18 protein-coding genes and 4 pseudogenes are annotated in these 21,621 nt (G+C 69.6%); 9 read left to right on the top strand and 13 right to left on the bottom strand.

All coding sequences use genetic code 11. From position 1 onward, the window contains the following. Positions 1-312 precede the first annotated feature (312 nt). The 4 genes and pseudogenes from KHP12_RS04395 to KHP12_RS50530 all read right to left on the bottom strand — a co-directional run bounded on the left by KHP12_RS04395 (position 313) and on the right by KHP12_RS50530 (position 4,386). A pseudogene (locus tag KHP12_RS04395) lies at positions 313-1,553 on the bottom strand (IS3 family transposase). Between the two features lie 30 nt (positions 1,554-1,583). Next, entirely contained in the window at positions 1,584-1,802 is a 219-nt protein-coding gene (locus tag KHP12_RS04400) for a hypothetical protein (RefSeq protein ID WP_244202907.1), read from the bottom strand. Next, a complete protein-coding gene (locus KHP12_RS04405; protein ID WP_086882599.1) occupies positions 1,799-2,620 on the bottom strand; it encodes an ABC transporter permease in 822 nt (273 codons plus the stop codon). The genes KHP12_RS04400 and KHP12_RS04405 overlap by 4 nt, the downstream gene beginning before the upstream one ends. After that, positions 2,617-4,386 (bottom strand): ATP-binding cassette domain-containing protein, encoded by a 1,770-nt coding sequence (locus KHP12_RS50530; protein WP_244202908.1) that lies wholly within the window; start codon positions 4,384-4,386, stop codon positions 2,617-2,619. Before KHP12_RS50530 ends, KHP12_RS04405 begins: the two co-directional genes overlap by 4 nt. A gap of 329 nt (positions 4,387-4,715) precedes the next feature. Between KHP12_RS50530 and KHP12_RS04420 the strand changes: the two genes are divergently transcribed. The 7 genes and pseudogenes from KHP12_RS04420 (at position 4,716) to KHP12_RS50535 (ending at position 10,944) form a co-directional block, all read left to right on the top strand. Then, positions 4,716-5,945, top strand: coding sequence for an aromatic ring-hydroxylating oxygenase subunit alpha (locus tag KHP12_RS04420; protein WP_086882601.1), 1,230 nt, complete (start codon positions 4,716-4,718; stop codon positions 5,943-5,945). Positions 5,946-6,329: 384 nt separating this feature from the next. Beyond that, on the top strand, positions 6,330-7,415 hold the full coding sequence (locus KHP12_RS04425) for a zinc-binding metallopeptidase family protein (protein WP_246643041.1): 1,086 nt from the start codon (positions 6,330-6,332) through the stop codon (positions 7,413-7,415). After that, a pseudogene (locus KHP12_RS04430) lies at positions 7,412-8,373 on the top strand (DODA-type extradiol aromatic ring-opening family dioxygenase). Before KHP12_RS04425 ends, KHP12_RS04430 begins: the two are co-directional and overlap by 4 nt. Next, positions 8,370-9,226, top strand: a pseudogene (locus tag KHP12_RS04435) (alpha/beta fold hydrolase). Before KHP12_RS04430 ends, KHP12_RS04435 begins: the two co-directional pseudogenes overlap by 4 nt. 118 nt (positions 9,227-9,344) lie before the next feature. Next, the gene (locus KHP12_RS04440; RefSeq protein ID WP_244202909.1) at positions 9,345-10,163 is read left to right on the top strand and encodes an IclR family transcriptional regulator; all 819 of its coding nucleotides are present in this window, start codon (positions 9,345-9,347) and stop codon (positions 10,161-10,163) included. Beyond that, on the top strand, positions 10,160-10,702 hold the full coding sequence (locus KHP12_RS04445; RefSeq protein WP_211831496.1) for an FAS1-like dehydratase domain-containing protein: 543 nt from the start codon (positions 10,160-10,162) through the stop codon (positions 10,700-10,702). Before KHP12_RS04440 ends, KHP12_RS04445 begins: the two co-directional genes overlap by 4 nt. Next, positions 10,699-10,944, top strand: a complete 246-nt coding sequence (locus KHP12_RS50535) for a hotdog family protein (RefSeq protein ID WP_244202910.1) — start codon at positions 10,699-10,701, stop codon at positions 10,942-10,944. Before KHP12_RS04445 ends, KHP12_RS50535 begins: the two co-directional genes overlap by 4 nt. Before the next feature lie 160 nt (positions 10,945-11,104). Here the strand turns inward: KHP12_RS50535 and KHP12_RS04455 are convergent, their stop codons facing one another. From KHP12_RS04455 to KHP12_RS04465, 3 genes and pseudogenes are all read right to left on the bottom strand, one after another. Continuing rightward, a complete protein-coding gene (locus tag KHP12_RS04455) occupies positions 11,105-12,100 on the bottom strand; it encodes an ABC transporter substrate-binding protein (RefSeq protein WP_086882604.1) in 996 nt (331 codons plus the stop codon). A 214-nt stretch (positions 12,101-12,314) separates the two neighbouring features. Further along, positions 12,315-13,190, bottom strand: a pseudogene (locus KHP12_RS04460) (IS701 family transposase); the annotation flags it as partial. Between the two features lie 476 nt (positions 13,191-13,666). Next, the gene (locus KHP12_RS04465) at positions 13,667-14,581 is read right to left on the bottom strand and encodes an aldo/keto reductase (RefSeq protein ID WP_086882605.1); all 915 of its coding nucleotides are present in this window, start codon (positions 14,579-14,581) and stop codon (positions 13,667-13,669) included. A gap of 119 nt (positions 14,582-14,700) precedes the next feature. On the opposite strand from KHP12_RS04465, the gene KHP12_RS04470 reads away from it, so the two are divergent. Continuing rightward, the gene (locus KHP12_RS04470; RefSeq protein ID WP_086882606.1) at positions 14,701-15,267 is read left to right on the top strand and encodes a TetR/AcrR family transcriptional regulator; all 567 of its coding nucleotides are present in this window, start codon (positions 14,701-14,703) and stop codon (positions 15,265-15,267) included. Positions 15,268-15,278: 11 nt separating this feature from the next. Here the strand turns inward: KHP12_RS04470 and KHP12_RS04475 are convergent, their stop codons facing one another. Genes KHP12_RS04475 through KHP12_RS04485 form a run of 3 tightly spaced genes read right to left on the bottom strand, consistent with a single transcriptional unit; the run spans position 15,279 to position 16,343 of the window. Beyond that, complete coding sequence (locus KHP12_RS04475; RefSeq protein ID WP_167442558.1) at positions 15,279-15,419, bottom strand: hypothetical protein; 141 nt, start codon at positions 15,417-15,419, stop codon at positions 15,279-15,281. After that, positions 15,404-16,126, bottom strand: coding sequence for a hypothetical protein (locus KHP12_RS04480; RefSeq protein WP_211831498.1), 723 nt, complete (start codon positions 16,124-16,126; stop codon positions 15,404-15,406). The genes KHP12_RS04475 and KHP12_RS04480 overlap by 16 nt, the downstream gene beginning before the upstream one ends. Then, positions 16,089-16,343, bottom strand: coding sequence for a hypothetical protein (locus KHP12_RS04485; protein WP_208653053.1), 255 nt, complete (start codon positions 16,341-16,343; stop codon positions 16,089-16,091). Before KHP12_RS04485 ends, KHP12_RS04480 begins: the two co-directional genes overlap by 38 nt. A 1,152-nt stretch (positions 16,344-17,495) precedes the next feature. Here KHP12_RS04485 and KHP12_RS50540 point away from each other — a divergent pair. Continuing rightward, positions 17,496-17,684, top strand: coding sequence for a hypothetical protein (locus KHP12_RS50540; protein WP_244202911.1), 189 nt, complete (start codon positions 17,496-17,498; stop codon positions 17,682-17,684). A 61-nt stretch (positions 17,685-17,745) separates the two neighbouring features. On the opposite strand, the gene KHP12_RS04495 is transcribed toward KHP12_RS50540, so the two are convergent. Genes KHP12_RS04495 through KHP12_RS04505 form a run of 3 tightly spaced genes read right to left on the bottom strand, consistent with a single transcriptional unit; the run spans position 17,746 to position 21,441 of the window. Next, a complete protein-coding gene (locus tag KHP12_RS04495; RefSeq protein ID WP_086882607.1) occupies positions 17,746-18,756 on the bottom strand; it encodes a 1-aminocyclopropane-1-carboxylate deaminase in 1,011 nt (336 codons plus the stop codon). 13 nt (positions 18,757-18,769) lie between these two features. Continuing rightward, positions 18,770-20,050, bottom strand: a complete 1,281-nt coding sequence (locus tag KHP12_RS04500; RefSeq protein WP_086882608.1) for an MFS transporter — start codon at positions 20,048-20,050, stop codon at positions 18,770-18,772. After that, positions 20,047-21,441, bottom strand: coding sequence for a M20 family metallopeptidase (locus KHP12_RS04505; RefSeq protein WP_211831499.1), 1,395 nt, complete (start codon positions 21,439-21,441; stop codon positions 20,047-20,049). Before KHP12_RS04505 ends, KHP12_RS04500 begins: the two co-directional genes overlap by 4 nt. Positions 21,442-21,621 lie beyond the last annotated feature (180 nt).

Genomic DNA, 21,621 nt, shown 5'->3' on the forward strand with positions numbered 1-21,621 from the left:
CGCCCTTGCGGGAGGGTGGATCGCTGCCGGGTGTCCTTTCGCATTGCAGCTGTCGGATTCTCACTTGTTCTCGTTCGTGTTGACCGCATCTCATAGCGTCGCGCGCCCCGGCCGGCACCATGCGTTGCTGCCCGACCTCCTCCGCCCCGGGTAGCTGTCGCAGCCACAAGTCGAGAGCCGCATAGTCGCCATCGGTGAGACCGAGGCGGGCATCGACTCGGTGGAGCAGGGCGTGTCCCGGATGGTGGGCGGCGACCCAGGCTCGATCAGTGTCAGTGACTGAGGCGTCCCCCGGAGTGTGGACACAGGGGCTCATGCCGCGATTGAGAGTTTAGCTGCTCGTAGGTGCTGCTGTTCGAACTCCACGGGCGAGAGGTAGTTGAGAGCACTGTGGCGCCTGCGTGCGTTGTAGTACGTGAGCCACTGGAAGATCTCCAGCCTCGCCTGGCGCATCGTCGAGAAAAGCCTGTGGTGCATGTCTCTCTCTTGAGTCCTTGCCAGAAACTCTCGGCGAGGGCGTTGTCGTAACTCGAGCCGACCCGGCCCATGCTCCTGCGGATCCCGAATCCGTCGCAGACCTGCGCGAACACGGCCGCCGTGTACTGCGCGCCGCGGTCCGCATGGAAAATGACCCCGCCCACGTTGCCGCCGCGGGCCGCAACCGCCATCTTCAGCGCGTCGATAACGAGTTCGGCGCGCATGTGCGAGGCCATCGACCAGCCCAGCACCCGGCGCGAGCAGATGTCGATGACGCAGGCGAGATACAGCCACGCGCCGCCGACCTGCACGTATGTGATGTCGCCGCACCACTTCTCGTTCAACTGCCGGGCGGCGTTGGACGAGGTCCGGTGCCGGTGGTGCGAGCCGGTCCGGGATGGTGGTGCGCTTGCGGCGCCGCAGAAGACGGCCCTCGATCCCGTTGATGCGCATGAGCCGCTCGACGCGTTTGCGGTTGACGGAGTGCCCGAAGCCGCGCAGCTCGGCATGGACGCGCCGGACCCCGTAGGTACTCTGGTGGCTGGCGTGTATCTCGCGTATCTCGCCGACGACTTCCTCCTCATCCCGCCGCCTGGCCACCCTGGACTCAGCCGAGGTCAGGTGTCGGTAGAAGCCGGACCGCGACACCTGCAGCACCCGGCACAGCCGCTTCACGCCGAAGTCGGCGCGGTGGGCGGAGATGAAGTCCCAGCGACCGTTCATGCCCTCATCTCCGCAGCGAAATACTGGGCCGCCCGGCGCAGGATCTCGCGCTCGAGTTCCCATTCCCTCTCGGCCTTGCGCAGGCGGTCGTTCTCCGCCCGCAGCCGGGCCAGTTCCTCGTCCCGGCTCTCCACGGCCCGTTCCCCGCGCGTGCCGCGGCCGGCCAGTTCGTCGGCCTGGCGCACCCAACTGCGCAGCGTCTCGCCGGTCACCCCGACGTCGGCCGCGACCGCCGCGTACGTGCGCTTCCCGCCCGCCGCCCGGTACAGCGCCACCGCGTCGTTCCTGAACTCCGCCGGATACGGAGACTTACGTCCCACCAGGACACCCTTCCTCGGACCTAGAAGATCCATTGTCAGAGTGCCCACACCACGGGAGTCACCTCACACGACCCCGCACCCGTTGGTGCCGGGCACCGCCGGGAGATCCGGGAGTATCCCGAACTTTCCGTCGACGACGTTGAGATCGAGATGGGCCACCTGTGACGCCAGCATCCGTACGAGGGTCTGCCCGGGGCTCGCCTCGGGCACGGGCCGCTCCACCAGCCGGGGCAGCCGGCCGAACTGCTCCAGCACCAGCGCACGTGACATCTCGCCGCTCACAGCTTCACTCCGTACCGACGCAGGACCCGGGACGCGATGATCCGCAGCACACGGTCGAAGACGAACCCGAGCATGCCCAGGGTGATGATCCCGACGAAGACCCAGTCGATACGGCCGTAGTTGCGGGAGGTCCAGATCAGCGCGCCGAGTCCCACCTGGGCGGCGACGATTTCGGCGGAGACGATGGTCAGGAAGCTGTTGCCCATCGCCAGGCGCGCCCCGGTGACGATGTACGGCACCGTCGACGGCAGCACGACCCCCTGCAGGATCTGCCGCCGGCTCGCGCCCAGGCTGGCAGCGGCGCGCAGCTTCGACTCGCTCACCGACATGACGCCGGCGCTGGTGTTCAGGATGACGATGAAAACGGCCGTGTAGAAGATCAGGACGACCTTCGAGGACTCGCCGATGCCCAGCCACACCACGGCCAGGGTCACGAAGGCGATCGGCGGGATGAAACGGAAGAACTCGATGTAGGGCTCGAGGAGTTGGCGCACGAGCCGGATCTGCCCGATGAACAGGCCGACTGGTACGCCCACCAGGAGGCCGAGCCCCCAGCCGATCAGAATCCGGCGGCTGGAGGCGATGATCGAGTTGGTGAGCGTTCCGTCGCCCGCCAGCTCGCCCGCCGCGGACAGGGTCGCGCTCGGGGAGGCGACGAGTGAGGGGCCGTAACTCATCGAGAGCAGCTGCCAGACGCCGATGCCGACGAGGACGGACACCGCGTACACGGCGAGGGTGCGCAGTCTGAGCCGGGCGGCCTGCAGGGCGCGCCGCTCGGTGCGCGGCTTCGGGGTGGCGTCGACGGTCATGGTCGTCATCGTTCGTCCTCCGGGCCGCGTTCTGTGTCGAGTCCCTGGTCGCGCAGTGCCTTGCGTACCTCTTCGCCGATGTCCTGCCGCAGACTGCGGCGCAGCTCCCGGGCCGCCGGGTCCGACTCGTCGCGCGGCCTGGGCAGGTCCACGGTGTAGACGGACTTGACGGAGCCCGCGGGGCCGGCGGTCATGACGGCTATGCGGTCCGCCAGGAGGATCGCCTCGTCGATGTCGTGGGTGACGAACACGACGGTGCAGCCCGAGGCCTGCCACAGGCGGGCCATCTCCTCCTGCATCACCTGCCGGGTCTGCGCGTCGAGCGCCCCGAACGGCTCGTCCATCAGCACGACTTGCGGCCGATTGGCCAGCACGCGCGCGATCTGCACGCGCTGGCGCATGCCGCCGGACAGCTGGGCGGGGTAGCGGTCGGCGCAGTGCCGCAGGCCGACAAGGCCCAGATACTCGTCGGCCAGCGCCGTCTGCTCGGCCCGGGACTTGCCGCGCATACGAGGGCCGAACGCGACGTTCTGACGGACGGTCAGCCAGTCGAAGAGGGCCTCGCTGCTCTGGAAGACCATGCCGAGCTCGGGATCGGGCCCGGTGACGGGCGTGCCGTCGACGGTCAGGCTGCCCTGGTGCGGTCGCACGAACCCGGCCAGTGCGGACAGTAGCGTGGACTTGCCGCAGCCGCTCGGCCCGAGCAGACAGAGGAACTCACCGGCGGCGATGTCGAGCGAAATGTCGCGTACGGCATGGAAAGATCCGAACCGGATGTCGACGCCGTCGACGTGCACGGCCGCGCCGTGCCCGCCCTCGGACGTCGCGGGGGACAGGTCGGCCTCGATGGCCTTCGTCATCACGATCCCTTCGTCTGCTGGGTGAACCAGCCGCGCAGCGCGGTCCTGGCCACATCCGGCCGGGACTTGGCCTTGCCGGTGCTCGACATAGAACTGAGCGGTGGCGGTGTACGTCTTGAGGTCGGCCGAGGTGATGTCGCGCACCCCGAAGTCGATCTCCTTGATCGCCTCGACGGTCTGGGCGGTGGGGATTCTCGCGGCCTTCTGCGTGGCCGCCGCCGCGTCCGGGTCCGACTCGGTGCGCCGGGCCGCGTCCTGCAGGGTTCTGGCCACTTTCGCGGCGATGCTCTTGTGGCTGCTGAGCCAGGAGTTGTCGGCGATGAGCCACTGGGCGTACGACACCCCGTAGTCGCCGGTCGTCCCCACGATCCGTCCGCCGAGCTCGACACCCTTCTCGGGCCAGGGGTCCCACAGGACGTACGCGTCCACGTCGCCCTTCTGCAGCAGAGCCGGGATCTCGGGCGGATCGGCGGTGATGAACGTGACCGACTTCTTGTCGATGCCCTTCGCCTCCAGGAACCGGGTCGCCGCGAGCTCGGACAGGCCCGGCACGACGGCCACCTTCCGGATCTTCACCGGTGAGCCGGTCTTCGGGCCGAGGACGACCTTGAGGTAGCGGCCGGACTGCTCGTAGACGAGGAGCGAACGCAGGCCGGGGTGCTGCTGCAACTGGCCGATCGTGGTGGTGTCCGAGTTCCCGGCCAGCTGCACCTGGCCGCCGGCGAGCGCGTCGACGCCCTCGCCGCCCCTGCCGAACTGGACCAGCTGGACCTTGACCCCGTGCTTGGCCCACAGTCCCTGCGCATCGGGGAGGAAGAAGGGCGCGAAGGACGGGTCGATGCCGACGGCGACGCGGACCGTCGGGCCTTCGGTACCGCCGCCCCCGCGGCGGAGTCGGTGGTGGCCGCGCCGCACGCGCTGAGCGAGACCGACGTGACGGCGGTGAGGAGGGCGACGACGCACGTGGCGGAGCGTCCTCTGCTGGCCTGTGGCTCCATGAGCACCTCGATGGGTGGTGGCGGGAATGCGCGCACCGTAGAACGCGGCGGGGCGGGCGCGCATGGACGGTGGTCCGCTCAGCGGGACACGACCTGCCCGGCGACCGCCGGCCGCTGCGCGGCAAGTGCCCGCCGCCGGGCGGTCTGCTGGGCGGAACGGTTCCGTAGGCGGTCGCGCCGCCTCACTCGATGCTCATACACAGGCTCTCAAGGCCATGCATCGACTGCAGCAGGAGGTCACGCACGATGACGAAGGGTGAAGGTTCGCTCGCCCCCAAGGGCAGAAGCCGGTCCGGGCGCGGGCGCGGAGGGCAGCCCGGTCGGCAGGAATGGACGTCGTGGCCCCACTACGACGCGGCGGCCGCGGGATTCCGCGGTTACTGGTATCCGGTCACCTGGTCCAGCCAGATCACGGGCAAGCCGCTCCCGTTCACGATCTGCGGCGAGAACATCACGCTGATCCGCGACGGCGGAAAGGCCTACGCTCTGCACAACCGCTGCCCGCACCGCGGGGTGCCGCTGTCCGAGGGCAACCAGCAGTTCCCGGGCACTGTCAGCTGCCCCTACCACGGCTGGACGTTCGACCTGCCCACCGGCAATCTGGCCGCGGTCATCACCGACGGGCCCGACTGCCGGCTGACCGGCAAGGTCCAGGTGCAGACATACGCGGTCGAGGAGCGCCTCGGCATGGTGTGGGTCTACATTCCCCTCGCCGACGAGGAGCCGCACCCCATCGACGAGCAGCTCCCCGAGGAACTCGTCTCCAACGCCTTCGTCATGGGCGGCCGTATCGAGCCCCGCAGCGGCAACTGGCGCTTCGCCTGCGAGAACGGCTTCGACGAGGGGCACGCCAAGTATCTGCACCGGACGGCCCTGTGGCGGCTGTTCAAGCCGATGCCGACCTGGAACATCACCCGGATCGTGCCCAGGGGCCGCTGGATCTTCCGCGTGCAGGACGAGGTCCACTGGGAGGCCGACTTCCCCGGCGTCGGCCGCTGGACAAACAAGCGCTGGTGGAAGCTGCAGCCGCCGAAGGAGACCTTCAACATCGGCAACACCGGCGCCGCCGACAAGATCAACCCGACGATCGAGGCCCAGGAGTTCCCCGGCTTCGCCTCCCTGTCCATGCCGGGCGTGCTGCGCATCGCCTACCCCAAGTTCATCCACTACGAGTTCTACGTCCCCGTCGACGCGGACCATCACCGCTACGTGGGCGTGATGGTCAACTTCACCGAGGGCTGGAAGACCCTCGGCTTCTACGCCAAGTACCTGGGCGCCATCCGCTGGCTGTTCCACGGACAGTTCTCCGGCCAGGACGCCTGGATGGTCGACGTCACCGACGCGCCCCCGGAGAGGCTCTACCGCCCCGACATCTCGCTGACCGCCTGGCGGAACCTCAGCGAGGAGGAATACGGCAAGAAGCTCGCCGCCGTCGGCGCCGGGGCCCCGGCCGAGAAGACCGAGAAGGAGACGTGAGGACACGCGCCGCACACTGCTCGCCGTGCTGGCCGGAGCCGCCCTCGCCATGGGGCTGCCCTGGGCCAGGAAGCGCTTCGAGCGCACCACCATGACCCAGGTCCATAGGATCAACCAATGAGTGGCGACGGACTGGCGGGACTCGACGCCCCCCGCCGCGCCTGGGCGGAGGAGGCCTGACGGCACGTCACCGGCGACCGTCTGCGCGACCTGATCATCGGGCTCGTCGACATTCCGAGCCCCACCGGTGACGAGGGCCCGCTCGCCACGCACATCGCGGACATACTCAAAGCCTCGGGATGCCGCGCCGCGGTCCAGCCGCTCGACGACCGGCAGGCCAATGCCTGGGCCAGGCTCTCCGGCGACGGAACCGGCCCCGACCTCATGCTGTACGCGCCGATCGACACCCTGACCGTGGGCGAGGAGAGCGAGGATCTCCCCTGGATCGGCCCGGAGCTACGGGACGTCATGCGTCCGCAGGCCACCGTCTACGACGACCTGGTGACCGGCCTCGGGGCGTCGAACCCCAAGGGGCACGCGGCCTGCGTGATGATGGCCGCCGAAGCGATCTCCCTCGCCGGGGCCCCGCTCACCGGCGACCTGGTCGCGGCGTTCGGCGCGGGCGGCATGCCCACCAACGCCCGTCCGGCCGGTACCCGCAGCAACACTGGGCAGGGCGTGGGCTGTTCCTTCCTCCTCGAGCAGGGGGTGTGGACCGACTACGCCCTCATCGCCAAGCCCGGCTGGACCGTCTCCTGGGACGAGGTCGGCCTCGTCTGGTTCGAGGTCACCGTCGGCGGCACGCACACCTACGTGGGTTCCCGTCACCGGCTGCCGTACGACAACGCCATCGCCCGCGCCGGCGAGGTCGCCCGGCACCTGGAGGAGTGGTTCGTCGCCTACGCCGACCGCCACACCGGCGGCACCGTCGCTCCGCAGGGCATCGTCTCCTCCGTACGCGGCGGCTGGCCGCGCATGGCGGCGGTCACCCCGGCCGCCTGCACCCTCAGGGTGGACCTGTGCGTCAGCCCCGACACGACCCCGATGCAGGCCAAGCGGGAGTTCACGGCCGCACTGGAGGCCATCCAGGACAAGATGCCCGGGCTCGACGTCACGGCCGAGATGATCCTGGGCATCCCCGGGACGCGGACCGGTCCGGACAGCTGGATCTTCCGGAGCGCGGCGGCCGGCTGGGAGGCCTTCGAGGGACGCGAGCACGAGGTGATCCACGGCAACAGCGGCGCCACCGACGCCAACATCCTGCGTGGTCACGGCATCCCCACCGTGCGGGTCGGCATGCCGAAGGTCAGCGCCGCCGAGGCGTCCTTCGAGATCGACTTCGCGCGGGGCATGAACACCGTCTCCGTACGGGCCATGGAGAAGCTGACGCGCCATCTGATCCGTACGGCCGTCGACACCGCCACCCGGTCCCGCGCCGAACTGCACGAGCTGGAAGGAGAGCCGCAATGACCGAGATCGTCCTCGCGGTGGGCGCGTCGCACAGCACGCTGATGAACACCCACTGGGAGGAGACCTTCCACAAGGACCGCGCGCCGAACGGTTCCGTGACGCGCTGCGCTCGGCACGCGACGAACTCGCGGCGGCACGCCCCGACACGGTGATCCTGGTCGGCTCCAACCACTTCCGCGGCTTCTGGCTGGACCTGATCCCCAGCTTCACGATCGGCGTGGGGGAGTGCATCGCCAGCGGTGAGTCCGGCACCCCCGAGGGACCCCAGCGAGTCGACGTGCCACTCGCCCGCTACGTCGCCAACTCACTTGTGGAGGGCGGCCGTTTCGACGTCGCCTTCTCGGCTCGCCTCCAGATCGACCGTGGCCAGTCGCACGCGATCCAGTACCTCCTCGACGGCCTCGACGTGGAGATCGTGCCGCTGGTCGTGAACGTCTTCGCTCCGCCGCTGCCGACCCTGGACCGCTGCGAGCAGCTGGGCCGGGCAATCCGGGAAGCCGTGCTCGCGTTTCCCGAGGGCCGCCGCGTCGCCGTCATCGGCTCCGGTGGTCTTTCGAACCGCCTGCCTTGGCCGGACTGGCGTGATCCGCACGGCGAGGACGAGGAGTTCATGGTCGGCGCCTGGCTCAACGGCCGGGACAACTGGCAGGACTACGATGCCCGCCGCCGCGAGATCATCCGGGCTGCCGAGGCCGCGCTCAACCCCGAGTTCGACGACGAGTTCCTGTCCCTCGTCGAGCGCGGCCAGACGCACCGCATCACCGAATACACCACCGAAGCGCTTCAGAAGACGGCGGGCAACGGAGCGCAGGAGCTGCGCACCTGGCTGCTGATGGCGGCCCTGCTCGACCACGCACCCGCCCGCCGCCTGGTGTACGAGCCCATGCCCGAGTGGCTCACCGGCATGGCCGTCGCCGTCCTCGACCCCGCACGCACCACCCAGGAAAGGCAGCCATGAGCATCTGGACCCATCTGTCGGGCACCGACTACCGGCACGCATAGGTCGACGCCGGCGGCATCAAGACCCGGGCGCTGCAGGCAGGTCCCGAGGACGGTGAGCACGTGGTGTTCCTGCACGCCACGACCGGCCACCTGGAGGCGTTCGTGAAGAACATCCCGGTGCACGCCGAGCGCTACCGCTGCCACGCCATCGACATGCTCGGCCACGGCTACACCGGCAAGCCGGACCGACCCGGTGAGATCCCCGCGTATGTCGAGCACCTGATGGCGTACCTCGACGCGGTGGGCGCCTAACACGCGCATCGGGTGGGCGAGTCGCTGGGCGGCTGGGTGTCGTCCTGGGCGGCGAGCGAGTACCCGGACCGCGTCGCTTCGCTGCAACTGCTGTGCATGGGTGGTACGAAGGTCAACCCGGCGGTGATGGAACGGCTGAAGACCTCGACACGGGCCGCCGCGCTGGAGGACGACACCTCCCTCACCCGCGACCGGCTGCGCCTGCTGTGGGCCGAGTGGGACGACGACTTCGGCAACGAGCTGACCGAAGTGCGGTACGAGATCTACCACGAGCCCGGCTTCCAGCGGAATCTGCACAATCTGCGGGCCCTGCAGGAGGTCGAGACCCGCGAGCGCAATTTGCTCAGGCCGGACCGCATGGCCAGGATCAAGGCACCCACCCTTGCCGTGTGGGCCAACCAGAACCGTTCGGTGACGTCCCGGAGGCCGAAGCCATCGCCGCCGCCGTCCCCGGCGCCCGTCTTGAGATCTTCAACGAGTGCGGGCACTGGCCGCAGCACGAGAAGGCCGACCTGTACAACCCGCTCAGCCTGGCATTTCTCGCCGGGGTTTCCTGACCTCGTCGCGGTCACGGCCCAGGTCACCGCGAATTTACAGCTGGCACCATGGCCGTGAACGCGGGTTGCATGATTCCGTTTTCCCCCAGGGCGCCGGATTGACCGGGAGGTTCTCCCCATGACCGTCACCATGGTCGGCCGCGCCGATACCGCCACTACCGCACCCGCCACTACCGCAACACCCCCTGCTGCGACCGCCGTTACCGATGCGATGAACTCGGTCCTGGGGAAAGTCAGGCCCATCCTCGAGGCATTCACCGCGGAGGACGCCACCCTCTCCCTGGCCGAACTGGTGCGCCGTACGGGCGTCGCCAAGGCCACCGTGCACCGGCTCGCCCAGGAACTGGTCGTGTGGGGCCTGCTGGAACGGTCGGGCTGTGACTACCGGCTCGGGCTGCGCCTGTTCGAGATGGGCCAGCGCGTGCACCGGCAGCGCATCCTGCGCGAGGTCGCCCAGCCGTACATGGAGGACCTCCTGCTGGCGACCCAGGAGACCATCCATTTCGCCATTCACGACAGCCTGGACGTCGTATACCTGGAGAAGATCTTCCCGCACCGAGGGCTGAACGAGGAGTCGCGGGTGGCGGGCCGGCTGCCGCTGTACTGCACGGCCACCGGCAAGGCGATCCTTGCCTTCTCCCCGGCCTCGCTGTTCGCCGACGTGGTCAGGAACGGGTTGAAACCCTTCACCCGGCACACGGTCACCTCACCTGGACGGCTGCGGGCACAGCTGGAGCGTATCCGGGCCGAGGGCCTCGCCACCGAGGCCGAGGAGATCCGTCTGGGCTACACGAGCATGGCCGTCCCGGTCTTCGGCAGCCAGTCCTCCCTCGTCGGCGCTCTCTCCATCACCGCGCCCACCTACCGTATGGATCCTTCCGGGCACGCCGTCGCACTGCGCGCGGCGGCTCTGGGGATCAGCCGGTCGTTGCGGTGAGCGCCGTACTCGAGGAGGTCCTCTCCCGGGCCCGGAAGCTGATCGGGCAGTGGGAGGACGAGGAGTGCGGCGTGCTCACGGTGAAGGATTTCTGCCGCTACGCCGCCGCCGTCAACGATGTCGACTACATCCGCACCGCCCACGCCCAGGAGGCGGCGGGAGAAGCTGTCGAAGCCCCCGCCCTGTTCCTCTCCGGGACGCTGAGCTGGGAGGACGGCCCGGCGGAGGACGGACTGCGCCCGGAGGAACTGGCCGCCCGCGAGTCGCCGTGCACCCAGGGCCTGCGGGTCCGCCAGGTGCACGGCGGCCAGGCGGTGCGGCTGGGCAGGCCCGCGGTCGCGGGCCTGCGGGTCACCGCCACCCGGGCGGTCACCTCCGCCGACCTCCGCCGCGGCCGCTCGGGTGAGTTCGTGCTGCTCGGCGTGACCACCCGCCACAGGGCAGAGGACGGAGAACACCTCATGACCGAGGACGAGACGATCGTGGTATTCGAAGCGCTCGACGACGCTCAGGACGACGAGAGCGGGGCCGCTGCATGACGGCCAAGGCGCCGGCCGCCCCGGTCGCCGGGCAGGTCTGCCCACCGCGCGCGTACTCCCACAGCAGGGTGCAGTTGTTCCGGTTCAGCGCCGTGTCGTGGAACGCGCACCGCATCCACTACGACGCCGAGTTCGCCGCGTCGGAGGGCTTCGCGGACGTGGTCGTGCAGTCGACGCTGCACGGCGAGATGCTCGGTCGGTACGCGCTCGAGTGGGCCGGGCCCGGAGCGCGCCTCACGTAGGTGAGCTGGCGCAACCGCGCTACCGCCGTGGCCGGTGAGCCACTCACCTGGACGGGGATGGTGCACACGGCCGAGCCCTGTGACGGGGGAGCGGGGGTGACGCTCGACGTCTCGGTGCTCAAGGACGACGGCGCTCCCTGCGTCACAGGACAGGTCGGCCTTACTTGGCGTGCTGCTCGTACCAGCCCTTCAGCAGAGTCGTCCGCAGGTCGGGCGACTTCTTGATCAGTTTCTGGCCGAGGAGGAAGTCGACGATCTTCTTCGACTCGGCGACGTCGGCATCGTTGATGCCACGGGTGGCGAAGGTGATCTCCGGCAGCACCTTCTTCGTCTGCTCCTCGGGCAGCTTGACCTGCTGCTTCGAGGCCTTCGCCGCGGCGGCGGGATCGTCGGTGACGAGCTTGTCCGCGGCGGCCACCACCTTCAAGATCTTACCGGCGACCTCTTCGTTGTCCTTCAGCCAGCGCTGCTCGGCGAGCAGCCACTGCGCATACTTCACCCCGAAGTCACCGATGCGCCCGGCGATGTGCCCGCCCGCCGCGGCACCGCGGGCCGCCCACGGCTCGAACAGGATGTAGCCGTCGATCGAGCCCTGCTCCAGCATTCCCGGGATCTCCGGCGGCGAACTCTGCAGGATCTTCACGGACTTCGGATCGATGCCGTTGTGCCGCAGGTACTCGTGTGTCGCGTACAGGCCCAGGCCGCCGATCGACGCCATCGTCTTGAGCTGCTTCGGTGACCTGATGCCGTCGCGCAGCACGACCTTGAGGTAGCGGTCGGATGACTGGAAGACGCCGAGCGCCCGCAGACCGGGATCGTTCACCATCAGCGGCAGTGCGGTGGAATCGGCGTTGGCCGCGATCTGCGCGGTGCCCGCCGTCACCGCCTGGGACGCCGCCGGACCGCCCTCGGTCTTCACCAGCACCACGTTCACCCCCGCCTTGGCGAACATGCCGCGCTCCACGGCGAGATAGAACGGGGCGTACGAGGCGTCCACACCGAGGGCGACCCGCACCGTCGGCTTCCCCGCCGAGGACACCCCGGCCGAATCCGTGGAACCGGAAGTGCAGCCCGCGACGAGGACCAGGGCCGTGCAGCCGGCGGCCGCGGCACCTCTCCTGATGATCGCCCTTCTGCCGATCTTCTCCGTGTGCATTGCGTCCTCCTGGCGCCGGATGTGCTGGGATGCCGACGTTCCCAGCACCAGGCCGGGCCGCATAAGCGAGGCGTCTTGCTCACCGGAACGAACCCATGAGGCGAAACCCCGGGCCGCTCCTACCAGGGGTCCGTTAGGTCTGTCTTGATCTTGGTGTTGTGTGTCCTGCTGGGCAGGGGTTGGTGGCAGGTGGTGCAGATGCCGGTCCAGCACCTCAAGGTGTCCTGGAGGGTGTCGAGGGTCTGGTAGAGAGTGAGCTGGGCCCGGGGACTTTTGGGGTCAGCCGTTGTTCGGTGAGGAAGGCGTGGGCGGCGGTCACGAGGGTGATGTGGTGGTGCCAGCCCGGCCAGGAACGGCCTTCGAAGTGGTCCAGGCCCAGGCCGTGTTTGAGTTCCCGGTAGTCGTGCTCGATGCGCCAGCGGACCTTGGCCAGACGGACCAGGTCGGCGATCGGAGTGTCGGTCGGCAGGTTGGACAGCCAGTAATCGGTGGGGGCCTCGGCCTCTTCCGGCCACTCGACCAGCAGCCAGCAGTCGGGCAGGACCCCGTCCCACCAGCCCTGCTCGGACGAAGCAGCGGCCTTGATCGGACGCTCGACGGCTTTGCCGGCGGGGCGGACGCGCACGGCGGCGAAACGGGACCGTAACTCCCCGCGTTTGCCCTTCCGCCAGGCAACGGTGGTGAACGCCTGCGGCTCAAGGCCGGCGGCCAGGGCCGCCGCCGACAGCGCGGGCTGCCGATAGCGAGGCTGAGGCCAGCAGCCGATGGGCCCGTTGCGGTCCGGCGCCTCGGGCTCCGCGTCGAAGGGGTGGGCGGTCACACCCGCGCGGACGGCCGGCACGTAGTCGACGCCGCGGTCCGCCAGGGCGGCCCGCAGGTGTGCGTTGGTGCCGTAGGCGGCGTCGGCCACGACGGTCGGCGGCCTCATTCCCCAGCCGGCGAGCGTGTCGAGCATGTCCAACGCCAGGCGCCACTTCTCGCGGTGCCCGGCCTCGGGCGGAACGCGGGTGGCAGTCCTGCGGTCGCTGTCCGCTTCCCATTCCCGGGGCAGGAACAGCCGCCACTGCAGCGGGCAGGAAGCGGTGTCGGTCGGCCAGGGCTACACCCTGCGCGTCAGTGCCGTCCCGCCGTACACCGCCAACTCCTCGCCCGCTGCCAGCCGCTCGACGGCGCCCAGGGCCTCCCCGCAGTCCCGGCCCAGCGCACTCACACCCTGACCAAGATCGTTCTCACCGATAACCGCTGTACCGATGTTCCCCGAGGCCGGGGGCCTTGCGCCAGGGGGACCAGCACCAGCGGCACGGGGAAGGCGAAGAGGCCAAGGAGTGTGGCCCGCCCGATTCCGATCCGGCGAACGATCCGGCCGGTCAGCGGCTCGCTTCGGCCGGCGGCGTTCATCGAGTGGGACCTTGCGGCGCCGGGCGCCCGGATCCATGACATCGCTCAACGTGCCCAGCCAGCGGGTGGGGTCTACGCTGCGCCCTGCGGCCACCGCCTATCTTCGTTTGTCCACACACCAATTCGATGATCGCCGGTGGCCGTACCGGCAGCCGTCCGGGCGGGTCCTTACCCGGCGGATGCGGCGATGCCGTCGAGGGTGGCAAGAGTTTCCCGGTCGAGGCGGACATCACCCGCCGCGATGTTCTCCTTCATGTGGGCGGGGTTGGCGGTGCCCGCAATGAGCAGCGTGTGCGCGTGGGTTCCGAGCAGCCAGGCCAGGCCGACCTGGGCGGGTGTCGCCCCGAGGGACGCGGCGGCCTCGAGCACCGCAGGATGTCCGGTGACCTTGGGCAGGTGGGGAAACGCGGAGCCGAGCGGGCAGAACGGCACCCACGCGATGTCGTGCTCCCGGCACACGTCCAGCACAGGCTGGCTCGCGCGGTCGAGGAGACTGTAGGCGTTCTGCACGCAGGCGATCCCGGCGGGCAAGGCGTGGCGCAGCTGCTCAGCGGTGACGTGGCTCAGCCCGATGCCGCCGATCTTGCCCTCGTCCCGCAGGGCGAGGAGCTCCGCGAGCTGGCTGTCGAGGTCGACGACCTGGTCGCCTTCGGCCAGGATGCCGGGCGGGGCGTCGGCGCGGCGCAGGTTGACCACGTCCAGCCGCTCGACGCCCAGGGTGGCGAGGTTCGCTTCCACGCCCGCGCGTAACTGCTCGGGTCGCTGGGCCACGACCAGGCCGCCCTGGTCGTCGTGTTCCGCGCCGACCTTGCTCACCAGCACCAGGTCCTCGGGATACGGCGCCAAGGCCTGCCGGATCAGCTCGTTGCACCGGCCGGCGCTGTAGAACTCCGCGGTGTCGATGTGGTTGACACCCTCGTCGACGGCGGCGCGCAGCACCGCGACGGCCAGCTCGGGCTCGGGGGCCGGCCGGACGTGTCCCCCGGCCAGCTGCATCGCCCCCAGTCCGATCCGGGCAACCCGGCGCCCCGCGAGCATGGCATCGCCTCCCGGCGCCTTCGGTGCGCTTCCGGCTGTGGCCATGAGTGTGCTCCCGTTCGTCGATGGCATAGCCTTATCGATGCGGAGGACCCTCCGCTACGTTGAAGCCATCACAACCGGAGGTTCCTCCGATTAGTAGGGACGACATCAACACCAAGACCATGCGCGCGGACGCACGGCGGAACCGGGAACGCCTGATCGAGGCAGCACGCCGGGCGTTCGCCGAACAGGGAGACCAGGCGACCCTGGAAGCGATCGCGACCGACGCCGGCGTGGGCATCGGCACGCTCTACCGCCACTTCCCCACCCGGGAAGCCATGATCGAGGCGGTCTACCGCGCCGAACTGACCCGCCTGTGCGACGGCGCCCGCGACGTCCTCGACGGGCAACCCGCCGACCATGCCCTGCGCAACTGGATGGACCGGTTCGCCGACTACATCGCCGCCAAACGGGAGATGGCCGACGTCCTGCGGGCGATCACCTCTTCGGGCACCATCACCAGTTCCCAGGCGCGCGAAGAAGTCTCCGTCGCCGTACAGGTGCTGCTTGACGCCGGAATCGCCGACGGCACACTCCGCGACGACGTGCCTGCACAGGATGTCGTCGCCAGCACCGTCGGCGCCTTCCTCGCCTGCGGTCCAGATCAACGCGACCAGGTCGGGCGGCTGCTGGACCTGCTCATGGACGCCCTGCGCCGCGGTGGAAAACCGCCTACCTCCGGGGTGTGACGGCCCGATCTTCATTCGTCCGCACACCAACCGATGACAATCGGCGACCGTACCCGCATCCACGTGGCGCGGAAGACGTCCAGCTCAATCGCCTCGGCCGGCAGCACCACGGGCACATCCGAATGCTCATCCCCGATCACCGCCGTCTGCACCAGCCGCGTGTCCCGCACTTCGACGACCCCCAATCGCCCACGGCCAACGATAGATCCGCAGACAGCGCGCACGACAGAGAGCCGATCATTCCCCTCCCGACCGGCAACCGCCCTGGCGGCACGACGAGTTGAGATCGTCGCGGCCGGGGCCGGCTTGTCCGGTGCGAGCCGGACGCCGTGGAGGCGTACGGCGTGGCGGCGGTGTACAGGGCCAGGAGCCGGGTGGCGACGCCCAGTTTCTTCTTGCGGATCTTCCGGTCACCGACGACTTTCTGGGCCCAGCCGGAGATCCTTGCGCGGGTGGTCTTGCCGAAAGTGAACGGGCGGGGCTGCTCAGGCAGCAGTGTGGGGACGGTGACCTCGACGGGGTCCTCGGGGCGGGAGGCCATCACCTCGGCGACGGTGCCGGGCAGGCGCAGCCAGCCGCCGGTGACCAGCCGCCCAAGCACCCGCTCGGCATCGTCTTGGAGCCAGCCGGTGAGGTCCTGGCCGGTGACGTTCCCGGTGCCGGCGCGCGCGGCCCGCAGGGTGAGCATGAGCATCGCCAGGCGCACCTCGGCCTCCGGGTGCGGGGAGTGGGCGGCGACGTAGTCCAGCACGGCCCGGGCGTGCACGCCCTGTGGCCGGGTCAGCAGCCGTTCGACCCTCCGCTGGTTGCCGCCTGCCTTGTCACCGACTGTCGGGCTGGTTGCCGCCTGTCGTGTCACCGGCCGTCTGGCCGCGGTTGTCGTGCATCTCGCGGGTGGTCTGCGCGGCCTTCTCGGCACGCTTCGCCTCGTGGCGCAGGGCGCCGTCGCCACTGACCTCGGCCCACCAGGCGAAGGAGCGGGCCTTGCGCTCGTGGAGTCCGGCGAGGAGGGCGAGGTCGGGCTCGGTGCGCTGCTGGTGGGCGCGGAACGTGTCCCCGAGTTCGATGAGCTCCATCCGCAGAGCGTCGGGTTCAAGGTCGTGCGGCACGATCCGCTGCGCGATCTTTCCCCACCGCTTCGCCCGCCGGGCCGCCCTGGGTGAGGCGGCGCGGGCACGAGGGACCGACGTCGGCGGAGACGAAGCACCGGCCGCGGGGGAGGGGCCGTGGTCGGAGAAGACCGCCGCCGCACCATTACCGACCGTGCCGCCTGAGGGATCCCGCTGCGCGGCCGGTTTCCCCTCCTCCGTCCCGGCCGGGGCGGTACGCGATGCCCCAACGTCACACCATCGAGCGATGACAAGACCGGTAGAACGCCACATCCCGCACTCTCAAAGCCGGTGTCCTGCCCCGGACACGGAGGGCAGGAGCACGCCACGACCGATGTCGGTGCCGGGTTCTACCTCGACCCGCCGAAGGAGGTGCGGAGGGGGAAGGCTCCGACGCGCCGGTCTACTGGGAATACCACAAGCACAAGACCGACCCGGCGCGAGCGGCTTACGTGTACTGGTTCTTCTACGCGTACAACAAACTGACACCGGGCAACAGGCACGAGGGTGACTGGGAGCGCGTCGCGGTTCAATTGCGCGACGCCAAGCCGGAGGCGGTGACGTTCGCGAAGCACGGCGGCGATCCATGCAGCGTGAAGTGGTCGGACCTGAATCCGCAGGACGGGCATCCGACGGTGTACTCGGCGCGTGGTTCCCACGGCTCCTACCCGACTGCCGGATACCACCGGGTGAGTGCCACGTTCGACCGGACGTCGAAGGACGGCCCCGAGTGGCACACGTGGAACCGTGCCCGCCCCGCCGACCGCGAGCCCTGGTGGGGGTACGCCGGGTGGTGGGGTTCGCAGGAACACGTGAACGGCTTCAACGGGCCGATGGGCCCGTACCCGAAACGTCAACTGCCCGGCGTCTTCACCGACGATCGTTGTGGGTCCGCCGACAAGCCGCCGACGGATTCGCCCGGGGGACAGCCCGGGGAGCCCGGGGGCCAGACCGCGCCCAGGACGAAGGAGGGGGCGATCCGGCGGTACGAGCAGTACCTCCACGCCGTGGGGGCGGGAGGACATCGACACCGTCTGCGAGATCGCCGGGCCCGCGGCGAAGCAGGCGGAGGACCAGGGGTTCGGTCCGTGTACGTCAACGTTTGTCATCACGTTCCAGATGATCCCGCCCACGCAGAAGAAAGCTCTGCAGACCGCGACAGTCGACCCGGAGCGCGTCGTCGTGCGAACGCCCGACAAGGTCGACATGCCGGCGGAGTCGGTCAGGTCCTCCGCCACCTTCTCCGAAAGCGACCTCGGGACCAGCACCCTGGAATACATCAAGGGCAAGTGGTATATCACCGACTGAAGCGCGCGTGATCGAGGGCGGGCGGCCCGGGCGCGGGGTGCCCGCCCCGGCGTCGCCGGTTCTACCCGAACAGGGCGCTGTAGCCGTTCAGCGCCGGCTGCCCGCCGAGGTGGGCGTAGAGCACCTTGGCGTCCTTGGCGATCTCGCCCCGGGCGACGAGGTCGATGAGGGCCGCCATGGACTTGCCCTCGTACACCGGGTCGGTGACCATGCCCTCGGTCCGCGCGGCCAGCCGCATCGCGTCCATGGTGGACTCGTCCGGGATGCCGTAGGTGCCCGCGTGGTAGCGCTCGTCGAGCAGGATCTCGTCGTGCGTGAGCTCCCGGTCCAGGCCGATGAGCGACGCGGTCCCGCGCGCGATCCGCGCCACCTGGTCCCAGGTCTCCTTCGGCTTGGCCGAGGCGTCGATGCCGAGGATCCGCCGCGGCCGCCCGCCCAGCGCGGCGAATCCGGCGATCATGCCGGCCTGGGTGCTGCCGGTGACCGCGCACACCACGATGGTGTCGAAGAAGACCCCGAGCTGCTGTTCCTGCTCCGCCACCTCGAACGCCCAGTTCGCGAAGCCCAGCCCGCCGAGCCGGTGGTCCGAGGCGCCGGCGGGGATCGCGTACGGCTTGCCGCCCGCCGCCTCGATCTCCGCGATCGCCTGCTCCCAGCTCTCCTTGAACCCGATGCCGAACCCGGCCTTCACCAGCCGCACGTCCGCTCCGGCGAGCCGGGACAGCAGGATGTTGCCGACCTTGTCGTATACCGCGTCCGGCCAGTCGACCCAGCTCTCCTGGATCAGCACGCACTTGAGCCCCGCCCGGGCCGCGACCGCCGCGACCTGGCGGGTGTGGTTGGACTGCACGCCGCCGATCGACACGAGCGTGTCGCAGCCCTGCGCCAGGGCATCGGCCACGAGGTATTCCAGCTTGCGGGTCTTGTTGCCGCCGTAGGCGATGCCGGAGTTGCAGTCCTCGCGCTTGGCCCAGATCTCCGCGCCGCCCAGGTGCGTGGTCAGGCGCTCCAGGCGGTGCACCGGCGACGGGCCGAACAGCAGCGGGTAGCGGTCGAAGTCGTTGAGGGACAAGGGATCTCTCCGATCAGTGGATGTCGAGCCTGCGCCGCGCGAACGCCACGCAGGACAGGCTGAGCACGGCCAGGAACATCAGGTAGAAGGTCGGCGCGAGCTTGCTGCCGGTCACGTCGACGAGCCAGACGATGATCAGCGGCGTCGTGCCGCCGAACAGCATCACGGCGATGTTGTAGCTCACCGCCAGGCCGGTGGCCCGGTTGGTGACCGGGAACAGCTCCGCCATCATCGCGGGCAGTGGCGCGAAGTAACCGGCCTTCAACACGCCGATCAGGAACATCACGCCGAGTATCACCCCGAAGCCCGGGGCGGCGACCAGGAACGCGAGGCTCGGGTACACCAGCGCGAGGATCAGCGTCGCGAAGATCAGCATGATACGGGTGCGGCCGAACCGGTCCGACAGGTGACCCACCACGGGAGTCAGGCCGGTCAGCACGATCCCGGTGACCAGGGTGGACGCGAATCCGGTCGACGCCGGCAGGTCCAGCTCCTTCACCGCGAAGGTGGGCATGTAGGTGATGAAGTAGCTGATCGCGGTGGACACGGCGAGCGCGCCCATGGCCACGAACATGCGGTCCTTCTGAGTACGGAACGTCTCCTTCACCGGCGCGCGCTCCTGGTCCGCGGTCTCGACGAACTCACCGGCCTCGCCGACGTAACGCCGGATGTAGTAGCCGATCGGGCCGATCAGCAGACCGAAGAAGAAGGGGATGCGCCACCCCCACGACTCCAGCTGAGCGTCGGACAGCGTGGCCGTGAGCACCGTGCCGAACGCCGACGCGAGCAGCGTCGCGAAGCCCTGGCTCGCGAACTGCCAGCTGGCCATGAAGCCGCGCTTCTCGGGCATGTGCTCGACGAGGAACGCGGTGGCGCTGCCGAACTCCCCGCCCGCGGAGAAGCCCTGGACGAGCCGGGCGAGCAGGATCGCGATCGGCGCGACGAGCCCGATCTTCGCGTACGGCGGCATGATCGCGATGAGCAGCGTCGCGACCATCATGAGCCGGATCGACACCATGAGCGCACGCTTGCGCCCGGCACGGTCGGCATACCCGCCGAGCACGAGTGCCCCCAGCGGACGGACCACATAGGCCACCGCGAACGTGCCGAGCGTCAGCAGCAGCGACACGGTCTCGTCGGCGGTGGGGAAGAACTGTTTCGAGATCGTCGCGGCGAAGAAGCCGTAGACGAGGATGTCGAACCATTCCAGCGCGTTCCCGATGGACGCGGCGATGATGACGCGGTGCACCTTCACCGGTGCTTCGGGGGCGACTGTCTGTGTGGGTGCGGTCATGGGTGACTCCTCACGGGAGAGTCCTCGCCGAGGTCCCAGAACACGCCGGCCATGATGCGCAGGCTCTCCCGCGCCACGGGGGCCAGCAGGTGCTCGTCCGGGGCGTGCTGGGCGCAGGCGGGGTAGGAGTGCGGGATCCAGAGTGTGCACAACCCGAGCTCGCCTGCGAACGCGTCGTTGGGAAGGCTGCCGCCGAGGTTCGGCAGCAGCGCGGGTTCCGTGCCGGTGGTCCGGCTGATCGAGCCGAGTGCCCAGCGCACCCAGGGGTCGTCCGGATCCGTCCGGGTCGGCGGCATGGTCGGGCCGACCTCGACGTCGACCATGGGAAATCCCTGCTCGTCCAGATGCTTGCGGAGGATGACGCCGAGCTTGTCGACTTCGGTGCCGACCACGGACCGGAGCTGGCAGTGCGCGTGTGCGCTGCCGGGAATGGCATTGACCGGGTTGTCCGGGTTGCCGGCGGCGAGCGACAGCACCTCGACGCTGTTCCAGCCGACGAGGCGCTCGGCCGGGGTGAGACCGGGTTCGCCCCAGCCCTCGTCGACGGGCGGATCGTCCGGTCCGCTGCCGACCGCGATGTCGCGCAGGGCTTCCCGGACGTTCCCGGGGATCTCCCGCGGCCGCAGACCGGGCACGAGGATGCGGCCCCGCCCGTCGACGAGGGTGGCGAGCGCGCCCGCCAGCACGGTCGCCGGATTGCGCAGCAGACCGCCCCAGTTGCCGGAGTGGTACGAGGCCTCGCGCAGGTCGACCCGCAGTGTGAACGGGGTGGAGCCGCGTGAACCGAGGAACAGCGTCGGACGCTCCGCGGCCACGCGCGGCCCGTCGGACGCGATCAGCACGTCGGCGGCGAGCTCGTCCCGCAACTGGGCGCAGACCGCGCGCAGGCCCGGCGAGCCGGACTCCTCCCCGGTCTCGACCAGCACCTTGAGGTTGAAGCCGAGCCGGCCGCGCACGCGGAGCACCTGCTCGAGTGCCGCGAAGTTGATGGTGTGCTGGCCCTTGTTGTCGGCGGTGCCGCGGCCGTACCAGCGGTCGCCCTCGACCACGACCTGCCACGGATCGAGGCCGGTCCGCCACCGCTCCGGCTCGCCGAGCACGACGTCGCCGTGGCCGTAGACCAGCACCGTGGGCAGCGCATCGTCCTCGTGCCGGACCGCCACGAGCAGCGGGTAGTCGCCGGCGGGGTTGTCGACGACGCGCGCCTCGCAGCCCAGCCGGCCGGTGAGCGCCGGGGCCAGCTCGTCGGTGAGGTAGGAACGCAAGTCCCGCGCCCGCGCCCGGTCCTGGCTTTCGGTCGCGAACGCGACCCGGCGGCCGAGGTCGGCGAGGAATTCTCCGGAATCGTAGTATTCGGTGGCACCATCGATCACGGCAGCACGGGTCATCATTACCCTTAACATCGGAAACGTGCAATTTACAATGCATCCGGCCGGTGCGCAGAGTTTACGGAGCGGCGAGAGGGCGGCGATAGAGGGAGCAATTGCGCGTTTTCGAAAGGTGTATTGCCCTGGCGGCAACGGCAACGGCAACGGCAACGGCAACGGCAACGGCAACGGCGACGGTCGGTC

The sequence above is a fragment of the Streptomyces asiaticus genome, from assembly GCF_018138715.1.
GTDB lineage: Bacteria > Actinomycetota > Actinomycetes > Streptomycetales > Streptomycetaceae > Streptomyces > Streptomyces asiaticus.

What these genes read in the sequence shown, in the direction of transcription:
- KHP12_RS04405 (WP_086882599.1), bottom strand. Translation starts at nt 2,620, where the DNA reads ATGACGACCATGACCGTCGACGCCACCCCGAAGCCGCGCACCGAGCGG.
- KHP12_RS04420 (WP_086882601.1), top strand. Translation starts at nt 4,716, where the DNA reads ATGACGAAGGGTGAAGGTTCGCTCGCCCCCAAGGGCAGAAGCCGGTCC.
- KHP12_RS04425 (WP_246643041.1), top strand. Translation starts at nt 6,330, where the DNA reads ATGCTGTACGCGCCGATCGACACCCTGACCGTGGGCGAGGAGAGCGAG.
- KHP12_RS04440 (WP_244202909.1), top strand. Translation starts at nt 9,345, where the DNA reads ATGACCGTCACCATGGTCGGCCGCGCCGATACCGCCACTACCGCACCC.
- KHP12_RS50535 (WP_244202910.1), top strand. Translation starts at nt 10,699, where the DNA reads ATGACGGCCAAGGCGCCGGCCGCCCCGGTCGCCGGGCAGGTCTGCCCA.
- KHP12_RS04455 (WP_086882604.1), bottom strand. Translation starts at nt 12,100, where the DNA reads ATGCACACGGAGAAGATCGGCAGAAGGGCGATCATCAGGAGAGGTGCC.
- KHP12_RS04465 (WP_086882605.1), bottom strand. Translation starts at nt 14,581, where the DNA reads ATGGCCACAGCCGGAAGCGCACCGAAGGCGCCGGGAGGCGATGCCATG.
- KHP12_RS04470 (WP_086882606.1), top strand. Translation starts at nt 14,701, where the DNA reads ATGCGCGCGGACGCACGGCGGAACCGGGAACGCCTGATCGAGGCAGCA.
- KHP12_RS04485 (WP_208653053.1), bottom strand. Translation starts at nt 16,343, where the DNA reads ATGGAGCTCATCGAACTCGGGGACACGTTCCGCGCCCACCAGCAGCGC.
- KHP12_RS50540 (WP_244202911.1), top strand. Translation starts at nt 17,496, where the DNA reads ATGATCCCGCCCACGCAGAAGAAAGCTCTGCAGACCGCGACAGTCGAC.
- KHP12_RS04500 (WP_086882608.1), bottom strand. Translation starts at nt 20,050, where the DNA reads ATGACCGCACCCACACAGACAGTCGCCCCCGAAGCACCGGTGAAGGTG.
- KHP12_RS04505 (WP_211831499.1), bottom strand. Translation starts at nt 21,441, where the DNA reads ATGATGACCCGTGCTGCCGTGATCGATGGTGCCACCGAATACTACGAT.